We start from the raw sequence: 17,365 nt of genomic DNA on the forward strand, positions 1-17,365 counted from the left end.
GGGAACCCGTTTCCATATGGTCCTCTTACCCCTACTGTCTGTAAAGGGCCTGATCATGAAGGACACCGGCAGGATTCCGTGTTTTGTGAATACGAAAACTACGTAACAACTTTATAATAATTATGTATCAAAAATACTGCTCATTCGATAAATGGAGTTTTGCATACCAAACAAATAGATTTATGTACACAAACAATATTTCCGCATTCTCTGCAAGTCCATTTAATTTCCTCATTGTGTAAAAATTCGTCCATACCATATTGCTCAATATGCTTAAGATTTTCAAGCATACTCATGTGATATTTGGTCCGATACCGTTTATCCAATTGTTTTAGCCTTTGGCAAGGAAATTTGTCACATTCGAAGCAAAACCCTGATTTGTTGCTTTGAAATACCGGACAGTTTTTAATGATGCAACTGGAGCTGCCTTTTGTTTTATACCTTATATCACGCTCATTCCGGCACCCTTTGCAATGATTTTTCTCTCTTTGATTGGCAGTACAAAGTCTGCAGTTCATACCGCATGGAGCAATAAACTCTTCTCTGATTTCGCTCATCTCACACCTCATAAATAACTATGATACCCTTTTCCCTCTCCGTAGCCATCCTTTTAAAATCATATCCCCGTTGTTTTCAGGACAAATTCCTTGGGCATTAATGTTTTCCTGCAAATATCTTCTATCGTCATTCCTGATTGGTAATATCGAACGACTACTGACTCCATTGACTCCCCGACTTCAATGATGTGATAATCCGGGTCATAAAATCGCATTACCCTTTGCCCCCATGGTTGTTCTCTTATCTCATGTATAAATTCTACTTCCAGTTCCATTAATTCTTCATAAACTCTGGAAATTTCTTCCGTTTCAAAATATAATTCAAAGTTATTAGATTTCGTGAGCATATTATGTTGTCCTATCCCGAGCAACTTTCCAAAATGTTCCTCTAAATGAATAGAAAAGCCTCCGTCAAACTCCACGTTCTCACCAAAATCATATTTGATTTTTTGTCCTAACTTTTCATAGAAGTCCCTCGATATTTTAATGTCTTTGACTACAATCAGAGGACATATGTATTTCATTTGCTCCCCTCCAAATCATATCCTACAATTTATTCTTCTATCTGAGGTCCATTGCCAATATCCATTTTGCCCATGTAATACCTTCTTTCGATTTCACCGGATATCTCAATAAATTTCTTCTTTACCTCTCCGTAGCCAGGTAATGCCCATTAAATTAATACCTGGGCATTTTACTTTGTTCCTCATAATATCTTTCCACGCCAATTTCCCTCATCCTATTATTTCTTTCCATCCATCTTTCTCTCATCTTTCCCTCAAATTGCCTCTCGCAGGGATATTCATCACATTGAAAGCAAAAATCTACCTTTTTTTCTTTGTGACAGGTCTTGGCATGGCAGTCAATTGGGCATTTTACATTTTGACTGCTGCAGCCACCACATGACGCCCCGGCAAAAATATTGAGTAATTCTTGAAAATCTTTGAATCCTTCAAAAGCAGGATTTGTTTTTGCTTTTATCAATGCTAACCTTTCATAACCCTTCAATAATCCCTGCAGCCTCCTGCTTAATTTTTTGATTTCTCCATTCTCATAGTCCGCACATCTGCTGCAGTCTAGCCCACATGCTGCAATTTTGTTAACAATTTCACAAAGCGCCATATAATTTACCTCCTAGCAATGCCCAAAAATAGTACCTTCTACTTTGATCGTGCTAAAAACTCGGAAATGGTCCACAATGTAAAATGTCTTATTTTCCCAATTTCATAATTACCGTATCAACTAATCATGACAGAATCTGCACAATACTTCCTTTCTTTTTATTACCTACTTCTGCAATCTTCAGGAATTTCCTTTCTTAAATAATAAATTCTAGAAATAGCCCAGGAAATGCCAACCCTTGCTTGGTGTACGAAGCCGTACGCCCCCAATTCAAAGGACGCCATGGAGGCGGGCAACTATATTAATCTTACATAATATCTGAAATGTAATCCACAACAAATATGACTAGGAGAATTAACAAGCAAATTATAAAAGTTGCCGTAACTCATTAAGCTCGTGTGCTACCTTTAAATAATCTTCATTAAGCGTAATTGTCAAAAACTTTGCACATAGCAACTTCCTTTAAGAATTGGGATAATAACCTCAAAACTATTTAGGGGAGGAATTATCCTTGACTCTTGAAGAGCAGTCCATGATCAGACGCCAGCAGGTAAACGATTTTCGTGCTTCTGGCCTAACTGCTACCGCATGGTGTACGGAACATAACCTAAGCATCAGCACACTTCGGTACTGGCTTACCAAGTGCAATCGCGAAAACAAAGCTGGCCTCAAACAAGAAACCTTTATTGAGCTGAAGCAACCATCCTTAAAAGAAGTTCCGGTCATTCTTAAAATCGGTGTGATTTCTATCGAGCTGTATTCAGGCTTTCAAGCAGAGACTCTACGCGAAGCTATTGCTGCTATTCGTTCCACATGGGTTTAAATGCTGCTGGCCTTAGAATATTCCTTTCTTGCAAGCCCTGCGATATGCGAAAAAGCATCGAAGGTCTTGCTACATTGGTCCAGACGCAGTTACAAATGGACCCTTTTGAAAACTGCCTTTACGTGTTCTGTAACCGGACCTGTGATAAATGTAAGATCCTTCATTGGTCTAATAACGGTTGGTGGTTATACTATCGCAAATTGAGCCGTGGTATCTTCCGATGGAAGTTTTACGAAAACAAACAGGTCCTTGAGGTTTCTGAACGGCAGTTTAGATGGCTTTTAGATGGTTTATCAATGGATCAGCCATCAGCACATAAGCCTGTTAAGCAGCGGATAATCCTTTAACCGGTTTTGCGGAAAAGCACCTAAAATAATTGCTGTATTTCCCCTGTTTCAGGGCTTTTTACCGCTATTATCCTGTGATTTCTCGTTAAATTCTTATATAATAAGGACATGAATAACGAGATAAAGTTACCTCAAAAACCACAACTGAATTACATGGAAATGTCACAAGCAGAACTAGCTGCACACTGCGAAAAGCAAGATAAGGCCATTACCGAACTGACTCAGAATATGAATCGTCTCATTGAGATGATTCGTTTGAATAACCATAAGAAGTATGGTTCCAGCGGTGATTCTGTATCCTATCCTGATGGCTTGGATCAACTCTGCTTATTCAACGAAGTCGAAGCCACTGCTCAGAAAGGAGTGCCAGAACCGACCTTTGAAGAAGCGACGGCGAAGACCCCCAGAAAACCCAAACAAAAGGGTAAGCGTGAACAAGACTTTAAAGATTTGAAGGTCACCGTCATTGAACATGAGCTTCCTGCAGAACAGCAGGTTTGTCCAGTGTGTGACAGTCCTTTACACGATATGAAAGTTGAAATTACTAAGACACTGAAACTTGTACCAGCTCATTTCGAAGTTGAGGAACACCGCCGTCATGTCTATACCTGCCGTACGTGTGAAAAGAATCAAGGTGAAGGTGATAAAATACCCTTCGTTCGTGCTAATATGCCCAACTTGCCGATTCCCGGAAGTTTTGCTACCCCGGAGTTGATCGCTGGCATCATCAATAGCAAATATACCAATGCAATGCCACTTGCCCGGATTGAGCGAGAGTTTGACCGGATGGACAGCGTCAGGATCTCTAGGCAGAATATGAGCAATTGGGTACTCCAATGTTCGGAGGAATACTTTTCAAAGATCTATACCCATATGAGAAATGTCCTTCTGAGCAAAGACATCTTGCACGCCGATGAAACTTGGACCCGTGTCGTGCAGCAGGACAGCAGAGACTCCAAGAAAAAATGCTATATCTGGGTTTACTGCAGCGGGGTCCATGACGAGCCAATTATCTACTATGAATTCCATGAAAGCCGGGCTACGGAATCGGCCAAGGAGTTCCTAAAGGATTACTCTGGTTTTTTGCATACAGATGGCTACGAGGTTTACCATCGTTTGGAGCCGGGAATCACGGTGGTTGGATGTCTCGCCCATATTAAACGCAAATTCACTGATGCTATTAAAGCATTAAGTCCGGAGGAGCAAAAGAAAACCGTTTGCTTCAAGGGACAGGAGTATTGCGACTACCTGTTCCATATTGAAAAGAAATACAAGGATGCTACCCCCGAGGAGCGTCATAACAAGCGTCTCACCCTGTTAAAACCGGTGATGGATGCCTTTTTGTCGTGGCTTAAAGAGACCAAGCCCATTACTGTACCCAAATCCCATGCTTATGAAGCCATAAATTATGCGTTGAACCAGTGGCCGTATTTTGAAAATGTCCTTTTGGATGGCCGACTGGAGCTGACCAATAACCTAGTCGAGAGAAGTATACGTCCCTTCACAATTGGCCGGAAGAATTGGGTCACAATGAAAACGGACCGCGGTGCGCACGACAGCTCCATAGTATACAGCATCGTACAGACTGCGCTGGCTAACGACCTGAAAGTTTATGAATATCTAGTCTATTTATTGAAACAAATGCCGAATACCGATTTCAACCAACATCCAGAACTGATTGAGAAATTTGTTCCTTGGTCGAAAGAGCTCCCGGCTAACTGCTACAAAACTAAAAATTGAGAATCTACGTCCAACCTTTGGGTTGGGCTTTTTTGTTTTGTTTACTTTAGGTGCTTAGGATTTGACAATTACATGGAGGCGGGCAACTATATTAATCTTACATAATATCTGAAATGTAATCCACAACAAATATGACTAGGAGAATTAACAAGCAAATTATAAAAGTTGCCGTAACTCATTAAGCTCGTGTGCTACCTTTAAATAATCTTCATTAAGCTTTCTTTTTTCATCATCACTTAATCTCTCATTCAATTTTCCACCAATAAAGGCTAAGTCACATTCTAGTTGGAGGATACGGTTGCGGATGTTTATTAAATCTGTCTCACCGATATTTTTTATATATTCATTTTTTCTCTTCCCCAGGTAATAATCATAATTACCGTTGTAACATCTCAGCGAACCATGCTCTATCAACATGATTTTGGTGGCAATCCTTTGTACCAAATAAGTATCATGCGAAACAAATAATATTCCGTCTGCATATTGCTCCATGACTTCCTCGATTTTTTCCTTCGCATAGATATCTAAATAGTTGGTAGGTTCATCTAAAACAAGGAAATTTGCGCCCGATAAAATCAACCTGGCAAATGCTACCCGGGATTTTTCTCCCATACTTAACTGGTTTATCTTTTTGAAAACATCGTCTTTCTTGAAAAGAAGACAGGCAAGGAGGGTCCGGATATCTTCTGTTGATTTATTCGCAGCCTTAACGTTGTCGAGGATAGTTCCATCAGCGTGAAGCTCCTCAAATTCTTGAGAAAAGTAGCCTATTTTAAGGGCAGGATCTAAGGATAATTCACCTTGAAACTGATGGTCAACACCGCAAATTATTCTTAAGAGCGTTGTTTTGCCTGCCCCGTTATCACCTAACAGGGCTACCTTATCACCCCTGCTGATGGAAAAAGACAGGTCTTGGAACACGACATTATCTCCATAAGTCTTGGATATTTGGTTCCCCCGTACAATAACAGGAGATAACTTATTACTCTGAACATGAAATTTATTTATAAAGTCAAAAGCCGGCAGGGGAACTTGCAGCGGTTTTTCTATTTTCTTGCTTAATAAGCGTGCAAGCTCTTTCTCTTTTGCCTTTAGGGCGCTGGCTTGTGTTCTCGCGGCATTTTTATAGTCAGAACTTTTTTGTGCACTTGCCAGCCAGTCTCTTCTATTTCGGATAGCCTGATTTAACTGTTCAATTCGCAATTGCTGCTTTTCATATTCCTTAGCAATATGTTTATCTTCATTTTCCTTTTGTATTTTATATGCAGAATAATTTCCTTTATAGGATTTTAATCCTGTAGCAGTTAATTCCCATATTCGATCCGCTACACGATCTAACAAGTATCTGTTATGCGATACGATTAAAACGGATTGTTTGATTCGTTTTATAGTCTTTTCCAGGGACATGGCACTATCTATATCCAAATGGTTCGTGGGTTCATCAAGAATCAATAAGTCAAAATCTCTTGTAAGGACTTTGCAGAGCATGAGTTTCGTTTTTTCCCCTCCGCTTAAACTTGTTGCTTGCTTCTCCCACAAAGATTCGGAGATTTCCATTTGATTGAGCGATTTTTTTACAATGGTACCAACTGATTCATTGATACCGGAATTTTTGCTAACTGCTTGATATAGTTCTTCATACACAGATGCCCCCGGCTGAAAATCCGGGTATTGTTGTAAATATATGATTAACGCATGATGTGGTGTATACTCGATATTACCCTTGTCAGGAATTTCTACACCAGCTAAGATTCTGGATAGTGTTGTTTTTCCAATGCCATTGCTGCCGATAAACCCAATTTTCTCACCATTACTAATTCCACCACTGATGTTTGCCAATACCATCTTATCATGGTAACTCTTGTATAATCCCTCAAATATTAAACTCATTTAGCCCTAACTCCTTTTCTTACGATCTGTGGAGAAGGGCACAAAAAAAGACGATAGAGAACATCTTCGCCTTTGTCCTGAATTGGTTAATTAGGTCTTAGAGCATAGGTTTAAAAACAGTCAGCAATAAAGATGTGCCTTCTCCTGAATTTCAAATTTAGTTTAAGGTCATTCAATAAAGATTCAGTTTTACACATCCTTTTGTACCTCCTGTTCTTCATGATAAATTAAGAATACCATATTTGACTTCAACTAGCAAACGGGGTACTCCAAAAAAAGCCAAACTTTTTTTGTGGAAAAATGAATAAGTTAATAATCGCATACCTCGGAATATACTACCTAATACAAAATAGCTGAGCTGCTGTCCCCCAGATCCGTGCATGGAAACAGGTCTTTTGCGTACGGCTTCGTACAATGATCCGGGTATTCCCTTCTTTGAAACCTTATGTTAAGAGAAAAGTCGTTATTTCTTTGTTAATCAATTCCGGTTTTTCATAGTTGATAATATGGCCAGTATTCTCTATTATTTTGTAATTAAGACTGTTATTCTTCAGCAGATTGATAACTGAAGTGTGATATATCAGCCTGTCTGAATCGCCTATTAAGAATAAAGCTTTGTTCCGTATTATATTAATGGCCCTGCTATCAAAATAGGTCATTTTTTGTTTCACGACCTTACTATATTTCAATAAATAGAACCATGGTTTTTCAATCACATTTAATAAAGGAACATCAGAACTTGGTGCAGTAAATCTTCGCAGTATATTTATGGCATTTTCTTCAGAAAGGTAGAATATTTCGGGTAATAGAATCTTAATTGCTCTGATTACTAATAAGTAGGATAAAAAATAACCGTTAAAACTCTTTACATATGGATAATTTGCCATACAGATGATCTTGTTCACCCTATCAGGATGCTTTGCTGTATAAGCTAATGTCAGGTAACCACCATATGAGACCCCCGCTATGTTTGTCTTAGCAATACCCAATGTATCTAATAGCTTATCGACCCATAAAACAACATTGAATTCTTTTAGATAGCTATCATTGGGTTCACTCTTTCCCGCTCCACCAAAATAATCTACCGCTACAACATAAAAATCATGCACGAATTCCCGTATGTTTGGAAACCAAGTCATAACTGAATTGTCACCAGAACCATGAAAGAGTATCAGAGGGGGATTGTCCGAATTTCCGCATATTATAACATGGGTTTTTCCATATTGAGTTTCTATATCCAGTTCTTTTTTATTAACTCCCCATAAACCTAGTAATTTATCATAAGACTCATAAATCAATCGTTTTCCTTCCGGACTCTTAAATCTTTTGTCCATCCCGCTGTCCCCTTGTTCTTTAATACTAACCAATAACTGCATTTCAGCCAACGTGGCATGGCTTTGCGACGTTTCTGGGCATGAGAACTACTTGCAGTTCTTGGCAAAGATATTTTGCAAATCCACTGTACGATTTAATACGCTATCAAGAAACATGACTCGGCAACCTAAAGTAAATTACTATTTTTGTTCGATTTCGGTTACACATTCGTTTTTAATCTTTCCAACCAGGAATTGCAAGGCATCAACAACATGTGGTCTGATGTCGCCGCCTATTAGTACATACATGATGTCGTCGCCAAGTTCGAGTTGGCCTTCATTAAGCCAAACTCTGACATGGAAGATACCGTCCATCTTATAGGTTTCAGCAACTGCCGCATCAACCTTTGACGTATCATAAGCAAATTCCATTCCCTTTACCATCGAACCGTCGTCAATTCCTTGGCGCACCTTGGCTTTGGGCGTTTGGCGCACAACGCCATTATGAACTAAAAACATCCCTTCCTGTAAAGCCGCTGGATCTGCTTTTGCTTCTTTGAGCCATTCATCGATTGATGGCGATATTTTTTTTATTTTTTCCTTAATCATAAACTAATACACTCCCATCCTTATTTATCGGGAATAAAAGCAATTGCATCAATCTCAAGAAGAAAATCAGGATTTGCCAGTCCTGAAACAAATAATACCGTGATAGCCGGCGGAGGAGATCCTGTTCCGAAAAATTGCTGTGATGTTTGGAATGCAGTTAAAGCACTTTGACCTTGAACAAGATAAATGTTTAGTTTTACAATATTCTCAAAAGAAGCACCGCACGCCTTTAGCGCAGTCTGAATATTTTCCATAACTTGTTTTGTTTGTGTTTGAATACACCCTTGCCAATTATTTCACGACGTGCGTTAACAGCATTCTGACCACCAATATAAATAGTTTTTCCACTTCCCTGGGTTAGGACAATTTGTGAAAATGCAGGATTCTTCATTAATTCATCCGGATTGATGTGCTGGATTTTATCTTCCATAGCAATTCTCCTTTGGAGTCAAATCAAAGACCGCCCCTTGAATTGACTTTATAATTTAAATAATGCTTTTTCATAGTCTTTTACGAAATAGCGCTTCCCTTTCTGTATAACTTCATGACCCTCCATTCTTTGCTGGTCGATACTCCCGACGGACCGGCAAATAAATAGCAATCGCGATCACAATTGCCCGCTTCAAAACTTTTCCTCCTCACAATGGCGGTCAAACGTTTTTCTCGTACGGGTTTCACCTCACTCAAAATCTTTTTTCGCACAGGACAGATATGTAAACCAGATATCTCCCAGCGGGTCGTTTACTGTAAATTCAATTTGCCACTCAACTGCGGGGTCTAATATTGACCCGGGATTATTCCACACCAAACGGTCACATGCCTGCCAAAAGCTCAGCCCGTAATACTCTTCTTTTTCCATCTCTTGATATACAGCCTGGGCATTTTTTGAGGAAAAAGAATCGTTAGGATCTCCATCCATCTCATAGAAATAGTACCCGGTTATCTGCGCTTTCCAACTGTCTTTCCCGTCTGCTGTTTGCCCTTTTTCCAGGTTCTTTAGTTCGTAGATATAAAAACCATGGAAGCTCAAACCTACTGCTGTGTACTTGCCATCCTGATATTCAAGGTACCCTGAGGATTTATGGGTATAGCTTATGTCGCCGAAATATCTTGTTACCGTCTCAGCGAATTGTTCTTTGGACATTGAACCATTGCTCCATTGATGAGGTGTATTTAATACGATAAAAAGAGTAAGGTCATCCCATATGGGGTTTTTGCCCAAAGCAAAAACCGGCAAACAGCGAAGTTCCATAGTATTTGTTCGAAAGTAATCATTGAAAAATCTTTTGGTTCTTTCTGTAATATCCGTTTTCCCATCTCTAATTTGTTGCCTGTAAAAACTCCCCTGATGGGCATATTTCCAGTTATTAAAGGACAGTTGCGCTTCCTCGGAAGGGACCAGGTTCCAGTCAACCGGCGCGGCTTTATAATCTTCCACTCTGATGCCGCCCCATTTTTCGCCCTGTTTTACAAAGATAATATCTTCCGGCACGTTCAGCACATCCATAAAGGCCGCATCCCAGACAGTATCAACCAGAGGTTGGCCCTCCTGGGTCAGATAACCAAATTTCTCGTTTTTCTCAACCTTGATGAATGGTTCAATTTCCTCATAATAGTTTAACTCTACATATTCAAATTCGGGCCGGATAACGATGTTTCCCTCCTGGTCAACAGCTCCCCACAGCCCGTTTTTCTTAACCTTGACAAGCCCATTTGCTTTATTGCCGTCAGGCATTTCGTAATTTGCTATTTCTTCATACATATGGTCAATAATCCTTTGACCCGTTTTGTCATAAAGCCCCCATTTCCCATCTTTTTTAGCAAATATTAAATTTAGCATTAAGTCATATTCGGCAAAACCGGAAAGAATGGTCTCACCCTTGTCATTCAAGAGATTCTTTTGGCCTTCTTTACCAGTTTTAAGACCATATTCTACGGTTTTCTCTCCAGAATCACCAAGCCAATATCTTGCGCTGATCTTTTCGTCCTCCGGGGATTCGGCAATTATTGCTGCGTGCTTTGTTTCTTCTTTTTGAGTCGCTTCATTCTGAGGCAGTGGTTGCTTGTTTCGTACCTGCTCAGTTTTTGTTGTTTCTTCTATTTTCTCATTCGGGTCGGGGACTACTGCTTCCAGGGCGTAGGACAGGAATTCGCCAGTTCTGGTCGTTAGCCCCCGGACCGTAACAGGCGTGCCCGGTGGAAGATGCAAGGTTTCCCAAAACGTGAGTTTGTTCCTCGTTCCTGATGCGGGATCGACTGCCTCTGCTGTCATTCCCCTGGGTAATAATGCATTAACAGTGCCACCTCCTGCAATATCTACTAGCACCCAATCCCCTTCATGCTCCTTTTCACCCGCCGCCACAGCACCCTTAAGCTCTTCCAGTTGACGCTTGGTATCTAAAGATCCACCTGAAACCCCTTGGTAGATTTGTTCTCCCGATTCCGCGTGCAGGGCAATCTCCACTGTGTCTATTACCTGCGTATGGCTATAAGCATCCTTAGGATCCTGAACTGCCGGTCCGCTCGTTGGCACCCAAACCCGCCCATCCGCTTTGAAAAGAACATGCCACACGGGTGTGTTGGCGGGTAAATATGCACCCCCGTGCGCCACTTGATCAAAGGTGGTCAAACGAAGGCTAACCGGTACCAGTGAACCGCGCTTTTGAAACCCTTCCACTTTCGAAAAAGCTTGTTCCAAGAACTGGTCAACGGTCAGCCAATTTTCTTGAAGTGAAATATCATACTGGGGTGATACCTTTTCGGCTGCCTGCCCGGCTTCGGGTAGTGCTTTTTTCGTTTTCTCCCATATTTCCCTTTCTATAGCCTTTACAAGAGCACCATTTTCTGTTGCCACAGCAATGTACTGCTCCGGTTCTAAACCGGCAATTTCGTAAAGTTTGGTTTTTTCCGGAAAATAATTGGAGGAATTATCGGGGAATTCATCAAGTTCATTGGTGGAATGTTTTGTGATCATGCCCAGCATCTTTTTGGTCTCTGTTTCTGCCACGGCTTCATCCGTTACCACGTAGGTGCGGCCATCCCACTTAACGAAAGGATATGCCCAACTAGCCTCTCCGCTTGGGATACTGGTAGTATCCTCAAACCGGGAACAAGCTATAGTAGAAAACACGAGCAATAACGCAAGGGATGCTATAGCAAGTGTTTTGTACGCAGATAGAGCTTTCAAAATGTTAAGCCTCCTTTTTTCCCAATCCTCCCGTCCAGGGTATACCATAAGATATCCGTTCCGATACATTTAAGGCTGATACCATGCCGTAATACCCTGGTACGAAGAATAACCGTAAAAACCGAAGAGATCCTCCTCTTCAGAGAACGGGCCCAATACCTTCTCCGGCTGCCCGCCGTCGGCCCCGATGATCCAGAGGGCGTTGTCCCGCACATACAGGATGTGGTCTCCATCTTTGGACCAGACTGGCTGATAAACGCCCGCTCCGGCGGAGGGCAGAGGATGAGCGCCGGAGCCGTCCGAATTCCGGATCCAGAGTGTGCGTGTCGCCACCCAGGCATTTAATTCCTCAGGTTTTTCAAAGCCCCACACATCGCCGCCCAGCTCCTTGGCGGCAACGAAAGCGATACGGCTGCCGTCCGGAGAGAAAGAGGGGTCGATAGCGACACTGCCTTCGGGATTATTGAGGTCCTGGACGCTACCCGATTCCGGATCTATAATCGCCAGGCTCTTTCTTGTCCAGACTATGCGCCATTCGCCTTTTACTATCAGCAGGCGTCCCTGCGGCGACATGGACAGCCACCCCTGGTGGGCAAGACCGCTGGAGAGGAATTTGGGTTCTGTGTCCCCTTGCCGGAGGCTCCATAGGCCCATACCGTCGGCGGCCAGGGAAGCTGAGTGTAATGGGTCCACCCAGTACAGCAAGCCTTTGCCGTCGGACCACCAGCCAGTTACCTGGATTCCGGCCTGTGGGGCCACCAGTCGTTGAACAGGCTGACCCCCGTCTACAGCAATGGTATAGAGCGCATCGCTGCGGTCCTCTGGTTGATCCGACGGCAAAGTTCCATTGTAAGCCAGATACTTGCCGTCAGGCGACCAGGCCAAATGAAAGGTTCCTTCGGACTGAACCAGCCGGCTCGGTTCACCATCTGCCGACACCAGCCAGACACCATCTTGCATTGTTAGCGCCAGCACATTAGCGGTAGGCGACCAAAAAAATCCCTGCCGCCCGGCCAGTCCGGGCAGCCCCTGAACCTGATGAGCCTGGGAACCATCCCGGCGTACCAGCCAGAGCGGGCCGGTATCGGCCTCTGGGTCTGTGACGTCAATATACGCCAGCCACTGGCCGTCGTGAGACCAGGCTGGCTGCACCGCCCTGCCGGACCCGGTCAGTTGCTTGACCTCTCCTGTTTTGCCATCAAACGCGTAGAGTAAACCCTGCCAGATAAAAGCCAGGTCGCCCTGCTCCTTAAAGGCAGCTGTATTTATATCCGGGGGATTCATGACCGGATTGCTGGAGTCCGGCGAACTTCCCGATCCAGTCTCTTGAGCAGGCATCGCGACAGCCAGGGTTTTTAAGGTTTGGTTTAGAATAGTCGCCAATTCCGCACGGGTTATTCTTTCTTCAGGTTTGAATTCGTTGCCGGTGTACCTCATGATGCTGGTGTTAAAGACAAAGCTGATGTCAGATTGTTGTTTTGGGGTCAAATTAGTTGTATCAAGATAATTCGGCCACATCATTGTGGAAATAACCGATAGCTTTTTTGCTGCAAAAGAGTCAGCTATCGCACTGGCTGCTTCTATTCTGGTAACAGCTTCATGAGGCCTAAATTTTCTATTGGTAATATTAAAGATTTTATGATAGCCCATAACCATCGAAGCCTCACTGTACCATATATTATCTTCTACATCGTCATACAAGTCAGAAGGGACAGGCGCTTTGATAAACTTTAAGTCATCATAATTTAAATTAAAGGTTTTAACTAAACATACCGCCAGTTGTGCCCGGTCGACAAATTCGTCCGGACTGAATTTATTGACTGATGTGCCACGCATGATACCTTTTTCGTAAACAGCTTCAATATCAGCCGAAGCTTGATGGGACTGAATGTCGTCAAAGGGTGTTTGGGCAAAACCTGCCTGCGGGGCTATGAAAAGAATCGATACTAACAAAAACATAAACAAAGCTCTTTTCATTTGTTCTCCTCTTTCCTTACTTGTTTTTTCTGATAGACGATAAAAACCATTATTTGGTTCCGATCATTTAATGCATTTTCGACTTCGTCCTCTTAACCTCATAAAAAAACCTGGTAACTGCACTTTGCCTGATTTGCTTTTATAAAACAGCAAAATGCGTAGCAACCCGCTTATGCCACTACGCATTTAGAATGCCCTCCCGCTGATCGTGTACCACAGTTGATAGATAATTGTTGCATTTGACAAAAGTGCACAAGTTCATCCCTCATTAAAAGCTGTGTATTCCATTATAAATTTGAATTCATTCATCCGTTTTCATACAAAATCGTTGCACTTCCATTGATCTAAGCACTAAATGACGGTGGTTCTCTTTTAGCCTCCGGCTTGATAATAAACTGAGGCCAACGCGACTTGTATGGTTGACCGTATTCTGACAAAAACCTCATTTGCATAGAGTTCTTGGGGCAATGATTCACGCAACCAAAACACAATGAACAGGTTCCCTTTGCCTTTGGACGGCCGTTAATGGAAACAAACCTGTTGACAGGGCAATACCTTAGACAAAAGTTACAGGTCGTACATCTTTTACGCCAAACATATGTCCGATATAAAATAGCATTTATCCACTTATTATCCAACAGAAAGCCAATAAGCACAAGTGGAGTGGGCCACATAACGAAAGGAAGCCCGCCGCCGCCTCCGCTAACAAATTCCTGAGCTGCTTGTTGAACGAATTCGATGTCACTTTTCAGGGGGGTCAATGAATCGATAAACTGCCAAAGTTTCTTAGGTCCTAGCCGAAATGTAGGAATATTCAACGGATATATGCTCCAAGCTCTTCCGATAACCTTGTATCCCTTTAAAGTCAGTAAAATCCACGCGATAATACCCGCATTTTCCGGTCCACCCGCCGCAGTATAAAGCAAAAATGCCGGTTTACCATCCCCTTTTTTTAATTTTTTAATTAAAAATTCCGTTAGCGGCCACGGCGGTTTCCATCCGCTTACCGGAAACGCAAGAACAAGTGCGTCGCCCTTTAACACGGGATCGAAGTCTTTGTAATAATGAAATCTATGTACGATAACCTCTGCTCCATTTTCCCGGGCACTTTCTATAAATGCATGAGCGTAGTGCCCAGTGTTTCCAGAAAACGAACATAAAATTAGATCAATCATCTTAGGTGGTTTATATGCATATGTTCCCCTTATGATTTTCAAACTGTAAAATGCTAGCCATAATAATATAATAGCCAGCAATATGGAGCCAACTATTCCAGTTTGGTAATTATAGGTCAATAATAAGCCTAAACCCAATGAAAACCATAGCGAAAAAATAGTTGCCCTACGCGAGTTCATCCGGTGACTTATAGAAAGTGTAACAGTTGAAACCAGGAGCAGATACCAGGAAGGCCCCAGTTGGGATTCTAATGGGGATACAAAAAGCCAAATAATAGGTAACATCGACATTTCTAGCACTGCCGACCACGAACGATATAATAGTATAATTGGAATCATTGCCCCCATCCAAATAATAAAAACCAACCCAAAACTTAACCGCTCTGCCAACACGGATAGTCCTAGAAGATAAGCAACCGTTATAATCAGAATCATCCGTCTTGCATAATCTGTATTGGTCTTTTTCACACTCAAACACCTCAACAACACTCAATAATAATGCCCTTTCGCTGTCGTCTACCTGTCCGAGTCAACTCAGCGCGTGGGGGATTCCGAGGAAGAGAGGGAATGCCCCCCAGTTTCAAAGAACACTAGGTGACGTCAACCTAGGGAAGCGAAGGAAGCAGAAGAAACCGTCCCCTTGCTTCCTGGTCGTTACGCTTGACTACTCGATGTTAAAGTAACAAAACCAATTTCCGGTCGTACATTAAACCTAATTGGTAATACACTCTCGCCAAGTCCGCCATTAATAATCATGTTGGTATTTTCACTCTTGTAAAGACCGTAATCATATTTCGGGAATAACCCTTGTCCTGGAGCTACAATAGCCCCAATTAAGGGAAGTCTTACTTGCCCCCCATGTGTATGTCCGACTAATACTAAAGGAATCTTTGAAATAATTGCTTTATTAAATATATTAGGAGCATGTGCCAATAAAACGTTAGGCTCATTATCATCAATGGGTAGTAAACATTTATCTAAATCATCCTTACCTAGGTAAGGATCATCAACACCAGATATCCAAATATGAGAATTACCTTTACTGAATTTAAATGATTTGTTTTCTAAAATATGTACTCCTAAAGACTCAAGTGGTTCCTTTATGGTATATCCTGACCACCATTCATGGTTACCTGGAACAAAGAAGATCGGTTTTTCTTTTAACCCTTCTATTAAACTTAAGCCTGGCTCCATTTTAGGATTACGTTTATTTACTAAGTCACCAGTTATAGTGACTATATCAAACTTATGTTTATTAATAGTTTCAAGTAAGTAATCTTGCTTATGCCCAAACCATTTGCTATGTAAATCACTAATATGGAGTATATTAAAACCTTCAAATTTAGAAGGCAAATTTGAAATGATAACAGTGTATTTTGTGACCGCTATAGTAAACTCTTCAAATAACAAATAAGCTGCCAGACCAATGCTTCCAATTAAAAAGGTTCTTCTGGAAATAAGCTTTCCCCCCACTTAAACCCTCCTAGAGAATTACTGTGATAGCGTAATGACATATAACGTTCAGGTGTTATTGTAGCGTCTTTCCATATTCGTCTATGCAAAGTTGCAAAAACGCCGGTATGCAAAGGAATGTGCCCCCAAATTCAGGCTCAATTCTTATTTCTACACCCCTTCAATAATCTTGTATTGTGCTACAAAATCGCCCTTGTAGTAAGTATTAATATGGAATTGAGATTTGTCAATTGCTTGTTTCCTGTCTATTAATATTTCCTCCAATTTCCTGTTATCAAATTTTTCTCTCTTATATTGGACGTTATTCCGGATATTCTTGCTGAAAAAAGAATTTTCTCTCCCTAATTACTATGATAATTGTTAATAAAAGCAGTAGTAATGTTTGTATGATTTTGCTATCTGGGTGTGTTAAGAATATTTCATTAAAAAAACCTGCGGAGATATGAAATACAATTGCCACGAATATATTTCGATTTGTTTTATAGTAAAGCCAGTTCATCAATAAAACATAAGGGATTAGACTAACAGCAAAATTCAAGGAATAAATCCAGGACTCTACTAAATTGGCTTGGTAATACCCCTTTATTCCACTAAGAGGGAAATGCCAAATTGCCCAAAAAACTGCAAACATTATCGATGTCTTAAATAAACTAAAACGTTTGCGTAAACAATCAGTGCCATAAGTGTGCCACGCTAACTCCTCTATTATAGGGGCGATTATAAGCACAAACCATACAGAAAAAATGCCAGCTGTAAATGTGCCACCGGACAGCTTAAATTGATCTATACTATAACCAAAAAGCAAAGAAATAGCTTGAGCAAGAAGTATACTTATAAGCATAAGAAAAAATGTTAAGAAAAGATAAATTGGTTTGATCTTCTTCATACTAAAAAGTCGATTGAATAGGTCACCACGCAGTTCCTGATCCGGTAGTATCATGGAAAAAGCGATTACCATTGGGCCTAACAAGCCAAGGAAACCAAGTATGCTCGCAACCACCACATATAAGTTATTACTCGACGGAATATGACTTAAATATCCCGCCGCGAACCAAAACAACCATGGAATTATTGTCGCTAAACTATAAAAAAGAATGGGGTGACGATATTTTTCAATAGTCATAGTTTTAGCCTCCTGAAGAAATTACCATT

General features: G+C 41.4%; 16 protein-coding genes. 3 read left to right on the plus strand and 13 right to left on the minus strand.

Annotation, left to right across the window (positions count from 1 at the left end; genetic code table 11):
- Positions 1 to 140: 140 nt before the first annotated feature.
- The 3 genes from DCMF_RS10155 to DCMF_RS10165 form a co-directional block, all read right to left on the minus strand.
- Complete coding sequence (locus tag DCMF_RS10155) at positions 141 to 557, minus strand: DUF3795 domain-containing protein (protein ID WP_148134331.1); 417 nt, start codon at positions 555 to 557, stop codon at positions 141 to 143.
- A gap of 59 nt (positions 558 to 616) precedes the next feature.
- Positions 617 to 1,081, minus strand: coding sequence for a VOC family protein (locus DCMF_RS10160; RefSeq protein ID WP_148134332.1), 465 nt, complete (start codon positions 1,079 to 1,081; stop codon positions 617 to 619).
- 154 nt (positions 1,082 to 1,235) lie between these two features.
- Positions 1,236 to 1,679 carry a DUF3795 domain-containing protein gene (locus DCMF_RS10165; protein WP_148134333.1) on the minus strand — a complete coding sequence of 148 codons (444 nt, stop codon included), beginning with the start codon at positions 1,677 to 1,679 and terminating at the stop codon, positions 1,236 to 1,238.
- A gap of 511 nt (positions 1,680 to 2,190) precedes the next feature.
- Between DCMF_RS10165 and tnpA the strand changes: the two genes are divergently transcribed.
- The 3 genes from tnpA to tnpC all read left to right on the plus strand — a co-directional run bounded on the left by tnpA (position 2,191) and on the right by tnpC (position 4,589).
- A complete protein-coding gene (gene tnpA / locus DCMF_RS10170; RefSeq protein ID WP_148132924.1) occupies positions 2,191 to 2,502 on the plus strand; it encodes an IS66 family insertion sequence element accessory protein TnpA in 312 nt (103 codons plus the stop codon).
- Positions 2,493 to 2,849 carry an IS66 family insertion sequence element accessory protein TnpB gene (gene tnpB, locus DCMF_RS30070; protein WP_148132925.1) on the plus strand — a complete coding sequence of 119 codons (357 nt, stop codon included), beginning with the start codon at positions 2,493 to 2,495 and terminating at the stop codon, positions 2,847 to 2,849. The genes tnpA and tnpB overlap by 10 nt, the downstream gene beginning before the upstream one ends.
- A gap of 108 nt (positions 2,850 to 2,957) precedes the next feature.
- Positions 2,958 to 4,589 carry an IS66 family transposase gene (tnpC, locus tag DCMF_RS10180; protein WP_148132926.1) on the plus strand — a complete coding sequence of 544 codons (1,632 nt, stop codon included), beginning with the start codon at positions 2,958 to 2,960 and terminating at the stop codon, positions 4,587 to 4,589.
- Between the two features lie 156 nt (positions 4,590 to 4,745).
- On the opposite strand, the gene abc-f is transcribed toward tnpC, so the two are convergent.
- From abc-f to DCMF_RS10230, 10 genes are all read right to left on the minus strand, one after another.
- Entirely contained in the window at positions 4,746 to 6,434 is a 1,689-nt protein-coding gene (gene abc-f / locus DCMF_RS10185; protein WP_418219645.1) for a ribosomal protection-like ABC-F family protein, read from the minus strand.
- Positions 6,435 to 6,922: 488 nt separating this feature from the next.
- Complete coding sequence (locus tag DCMF_RS10190; protein ID WP_148134335.1) at positions 6,923 to 7,813, minus strand: alpha/beta fold hydrolase; 891 nt, start codon at positions 7,811 to 7,813, stop codon at positions 6,923 to 6,925.
- A gap of 180 nt (positions 7,814 to 7,993) precedes the next feature.
- The gene (locus tag DCMF_RS10195) at positions 7,994 to 8,401 is read right to left on the minus strand and encodes a molybdenum cofactor biosynthesis protein MoaE (RefSeq protein ID WP_148134336.1); all 408 of its coding nucleotides are present in this window, start codon (positions 8,399 to 8,401) and stop codon (positions 7,994 to 7,996) included.
- A gap of 20 nt (positions 8,402 to 8,421) precedes the next feature.
- Complete coding sequence (locus DCMF_RS29180) at positions 8,422 to 8,655, minus strand: RidA family protein (RefSeq protein WP_214659245.1); 234 nt, start codon at positions 8,653 to 8,655, stop codon at positions 8,422 to 8,424.
- Positions 8,631 to 8,831, minus strand: coding sequence for a hypothetical protein (locus tag DCMF_RS29185; protein WP_214659246.1), 201 nt, complete (start codon positions 8,829 to 8,831; stop codon positions 8,631 to 8,633). The genes DCMF_RS29180 and DCMF_RS29185 overlap by 25 nt, the downstream gene beginning before the upstream one ends.
- 249 nt (positions 8,832 to 9,080) lie before the next feature.
- A complete protein-coding gene (locus DCMF_RS10210; protein ID WP_214659247.1) occupies positions 9,081 to 11,588 on the minus strand; it encodes a WG repeat-containing protein in 2,508 nt (835 codons plus the stop codon).
- Positions 11,589 to 11,657: 69 nt separating this feature from the next.
- Positions 11,658 to 13,565, minus strand: coding sequence for an S-layer homology domain-containing protein (locus tag DCMF_RS10215; RefSeq protein WP_148134338.1), 1,908 nt, complete (start codon positions 13,563 to 13,565; stop codon positions 11,658 to 11,660).
- A gap of 344 nt (positions 13,566 to 13,909) precedes the next feature.
- The gene (locus DCMF_RS10220; RefSeq protein ID WP_148134339.1) at positions 13,910 to 15,208 is read right to left on the minus strand and encodes a hypothetical protein; all 1,299 of its coding nucleotides are present in this window, start codon (positions 15,206 to 15,208) and stop codon (positions 13,910 to 13,912) included.
- A 186-nt stretch (positions 15,209 to 15,394) separates the two neighbouring features.
- Positions 15,395 to 16,213, minus strand: a complete 819-nt coding sequence (locus DCMF_RS10225; RefSeq protein WP_148134340.1) for a metallophosphoesterase — start codon at positions 16,211 to 16,213, stop codon at positions 15,395 to 15,397.
- A 301-nt stretch (positions 16,214 to 16,514) separates the two neighbouring features.
- Complete coding sequence (locus DCMF_RS10230; protein ID WP_148134341.1) at positions 16,515 to 17,336, minus strand: CPBP family intramembrane glutamic endopeptidase; 822 nt, start codon at positions 17,334 to 17,336, stop codon at positions 16,515 to 16,517.
- Positions 17,337 to 17,365 lie beyond the last annotated feature (29 nt).

The organism is Candidatus Formimonas warabiya (assembly GCF_002777255.1).
Classification (GTDB): Bacteria; Bacillota; Dehalobacteriia; order Dehalobacteriales; family Dehalobacteriaceae; genus Formimonas; species Formimonas warabiya.

Coding starts and splice junctions, on each gene's coding strand:
- DCMF_RS10155 (WP_148134331.1), bottom strand. CDS start 557: ATGAGCGAAATCAGAGAAGAGTTTATTGCTCCATGCGGTATGAACTGC.
- DCMF_RS10160 (WP_148134332.1), bottom strand. CDS start 1,081: ATGAAATACATATGTCCTCTGATTGTAGTCAAAGACATTAAAATATCG.
- DCMF_RS10165 (WP_148134333.1), bottom strand. CDS start 1,679: ATGGCGCTTTGTGAAATTGTTAACAAAATTGCAGCATGTGGGCTAGAC.
- tnpB (WP_148132925.1), top strand. CDS start 2,493: ATGGGTTTAAATGCTGCTGGCCTTAGAATATTCCTTTCTTGCAAGCCC.
- tnpC (WP_148132926.1), top strand. CDS start 2,958: ATGAATAACGAGATAAAGTTACCTCAAAAACCACAACTGAATTACATG.
- abc-f (WP_418219645.1), bottom strand. CDS start 6,434: ATGGTATTGGCAAACATCAGTGGTGGAATTAGTAATGGTGAGAAAATT.
- DCMF_RS10190 (WP_148134335.1), bottom strand. CDS start 7,813: ATGGACAAAAGATTTAAGAGTCCGGAAGGAAAACGATTGATTTATGAG.
- DCMF_RS10195 (WP_148134336.1), bottom strand. CDS start 8,401: ATGATTAAGGAAAAAATAAAAAAAATATCGCCATCAATCGATGAATGG.
- DCMF_RS29180 (WP_214659245.1), bottom strand. CDS start 8,655: ATGGAAAATATTCAGACTGCGCTAAAGGCGTGCGGTGCTTCTTTTGAG.
- DCMF_RS29185 (WP_214659246.1), bottom strand. CDS start 8,831: ATGGAAGATAAAATCCAGCACATCAATCCGGATGAATTAATGAAGAAT.
- DCMF_RS10215 (WP_148134338.1), bottom strand. CDS start 13,565: ATGAAAAGAGCTTTGTTTATGTTTTTGTTAGTATCGATTCTTTTCATA.
- DCMF_RS10230 (WP_148134341.1), bottom strand. CDS start 17,336: ATGACTATTGAAAAATATCGTCACCCCATTCTTTTTTATAGTTTAGCG.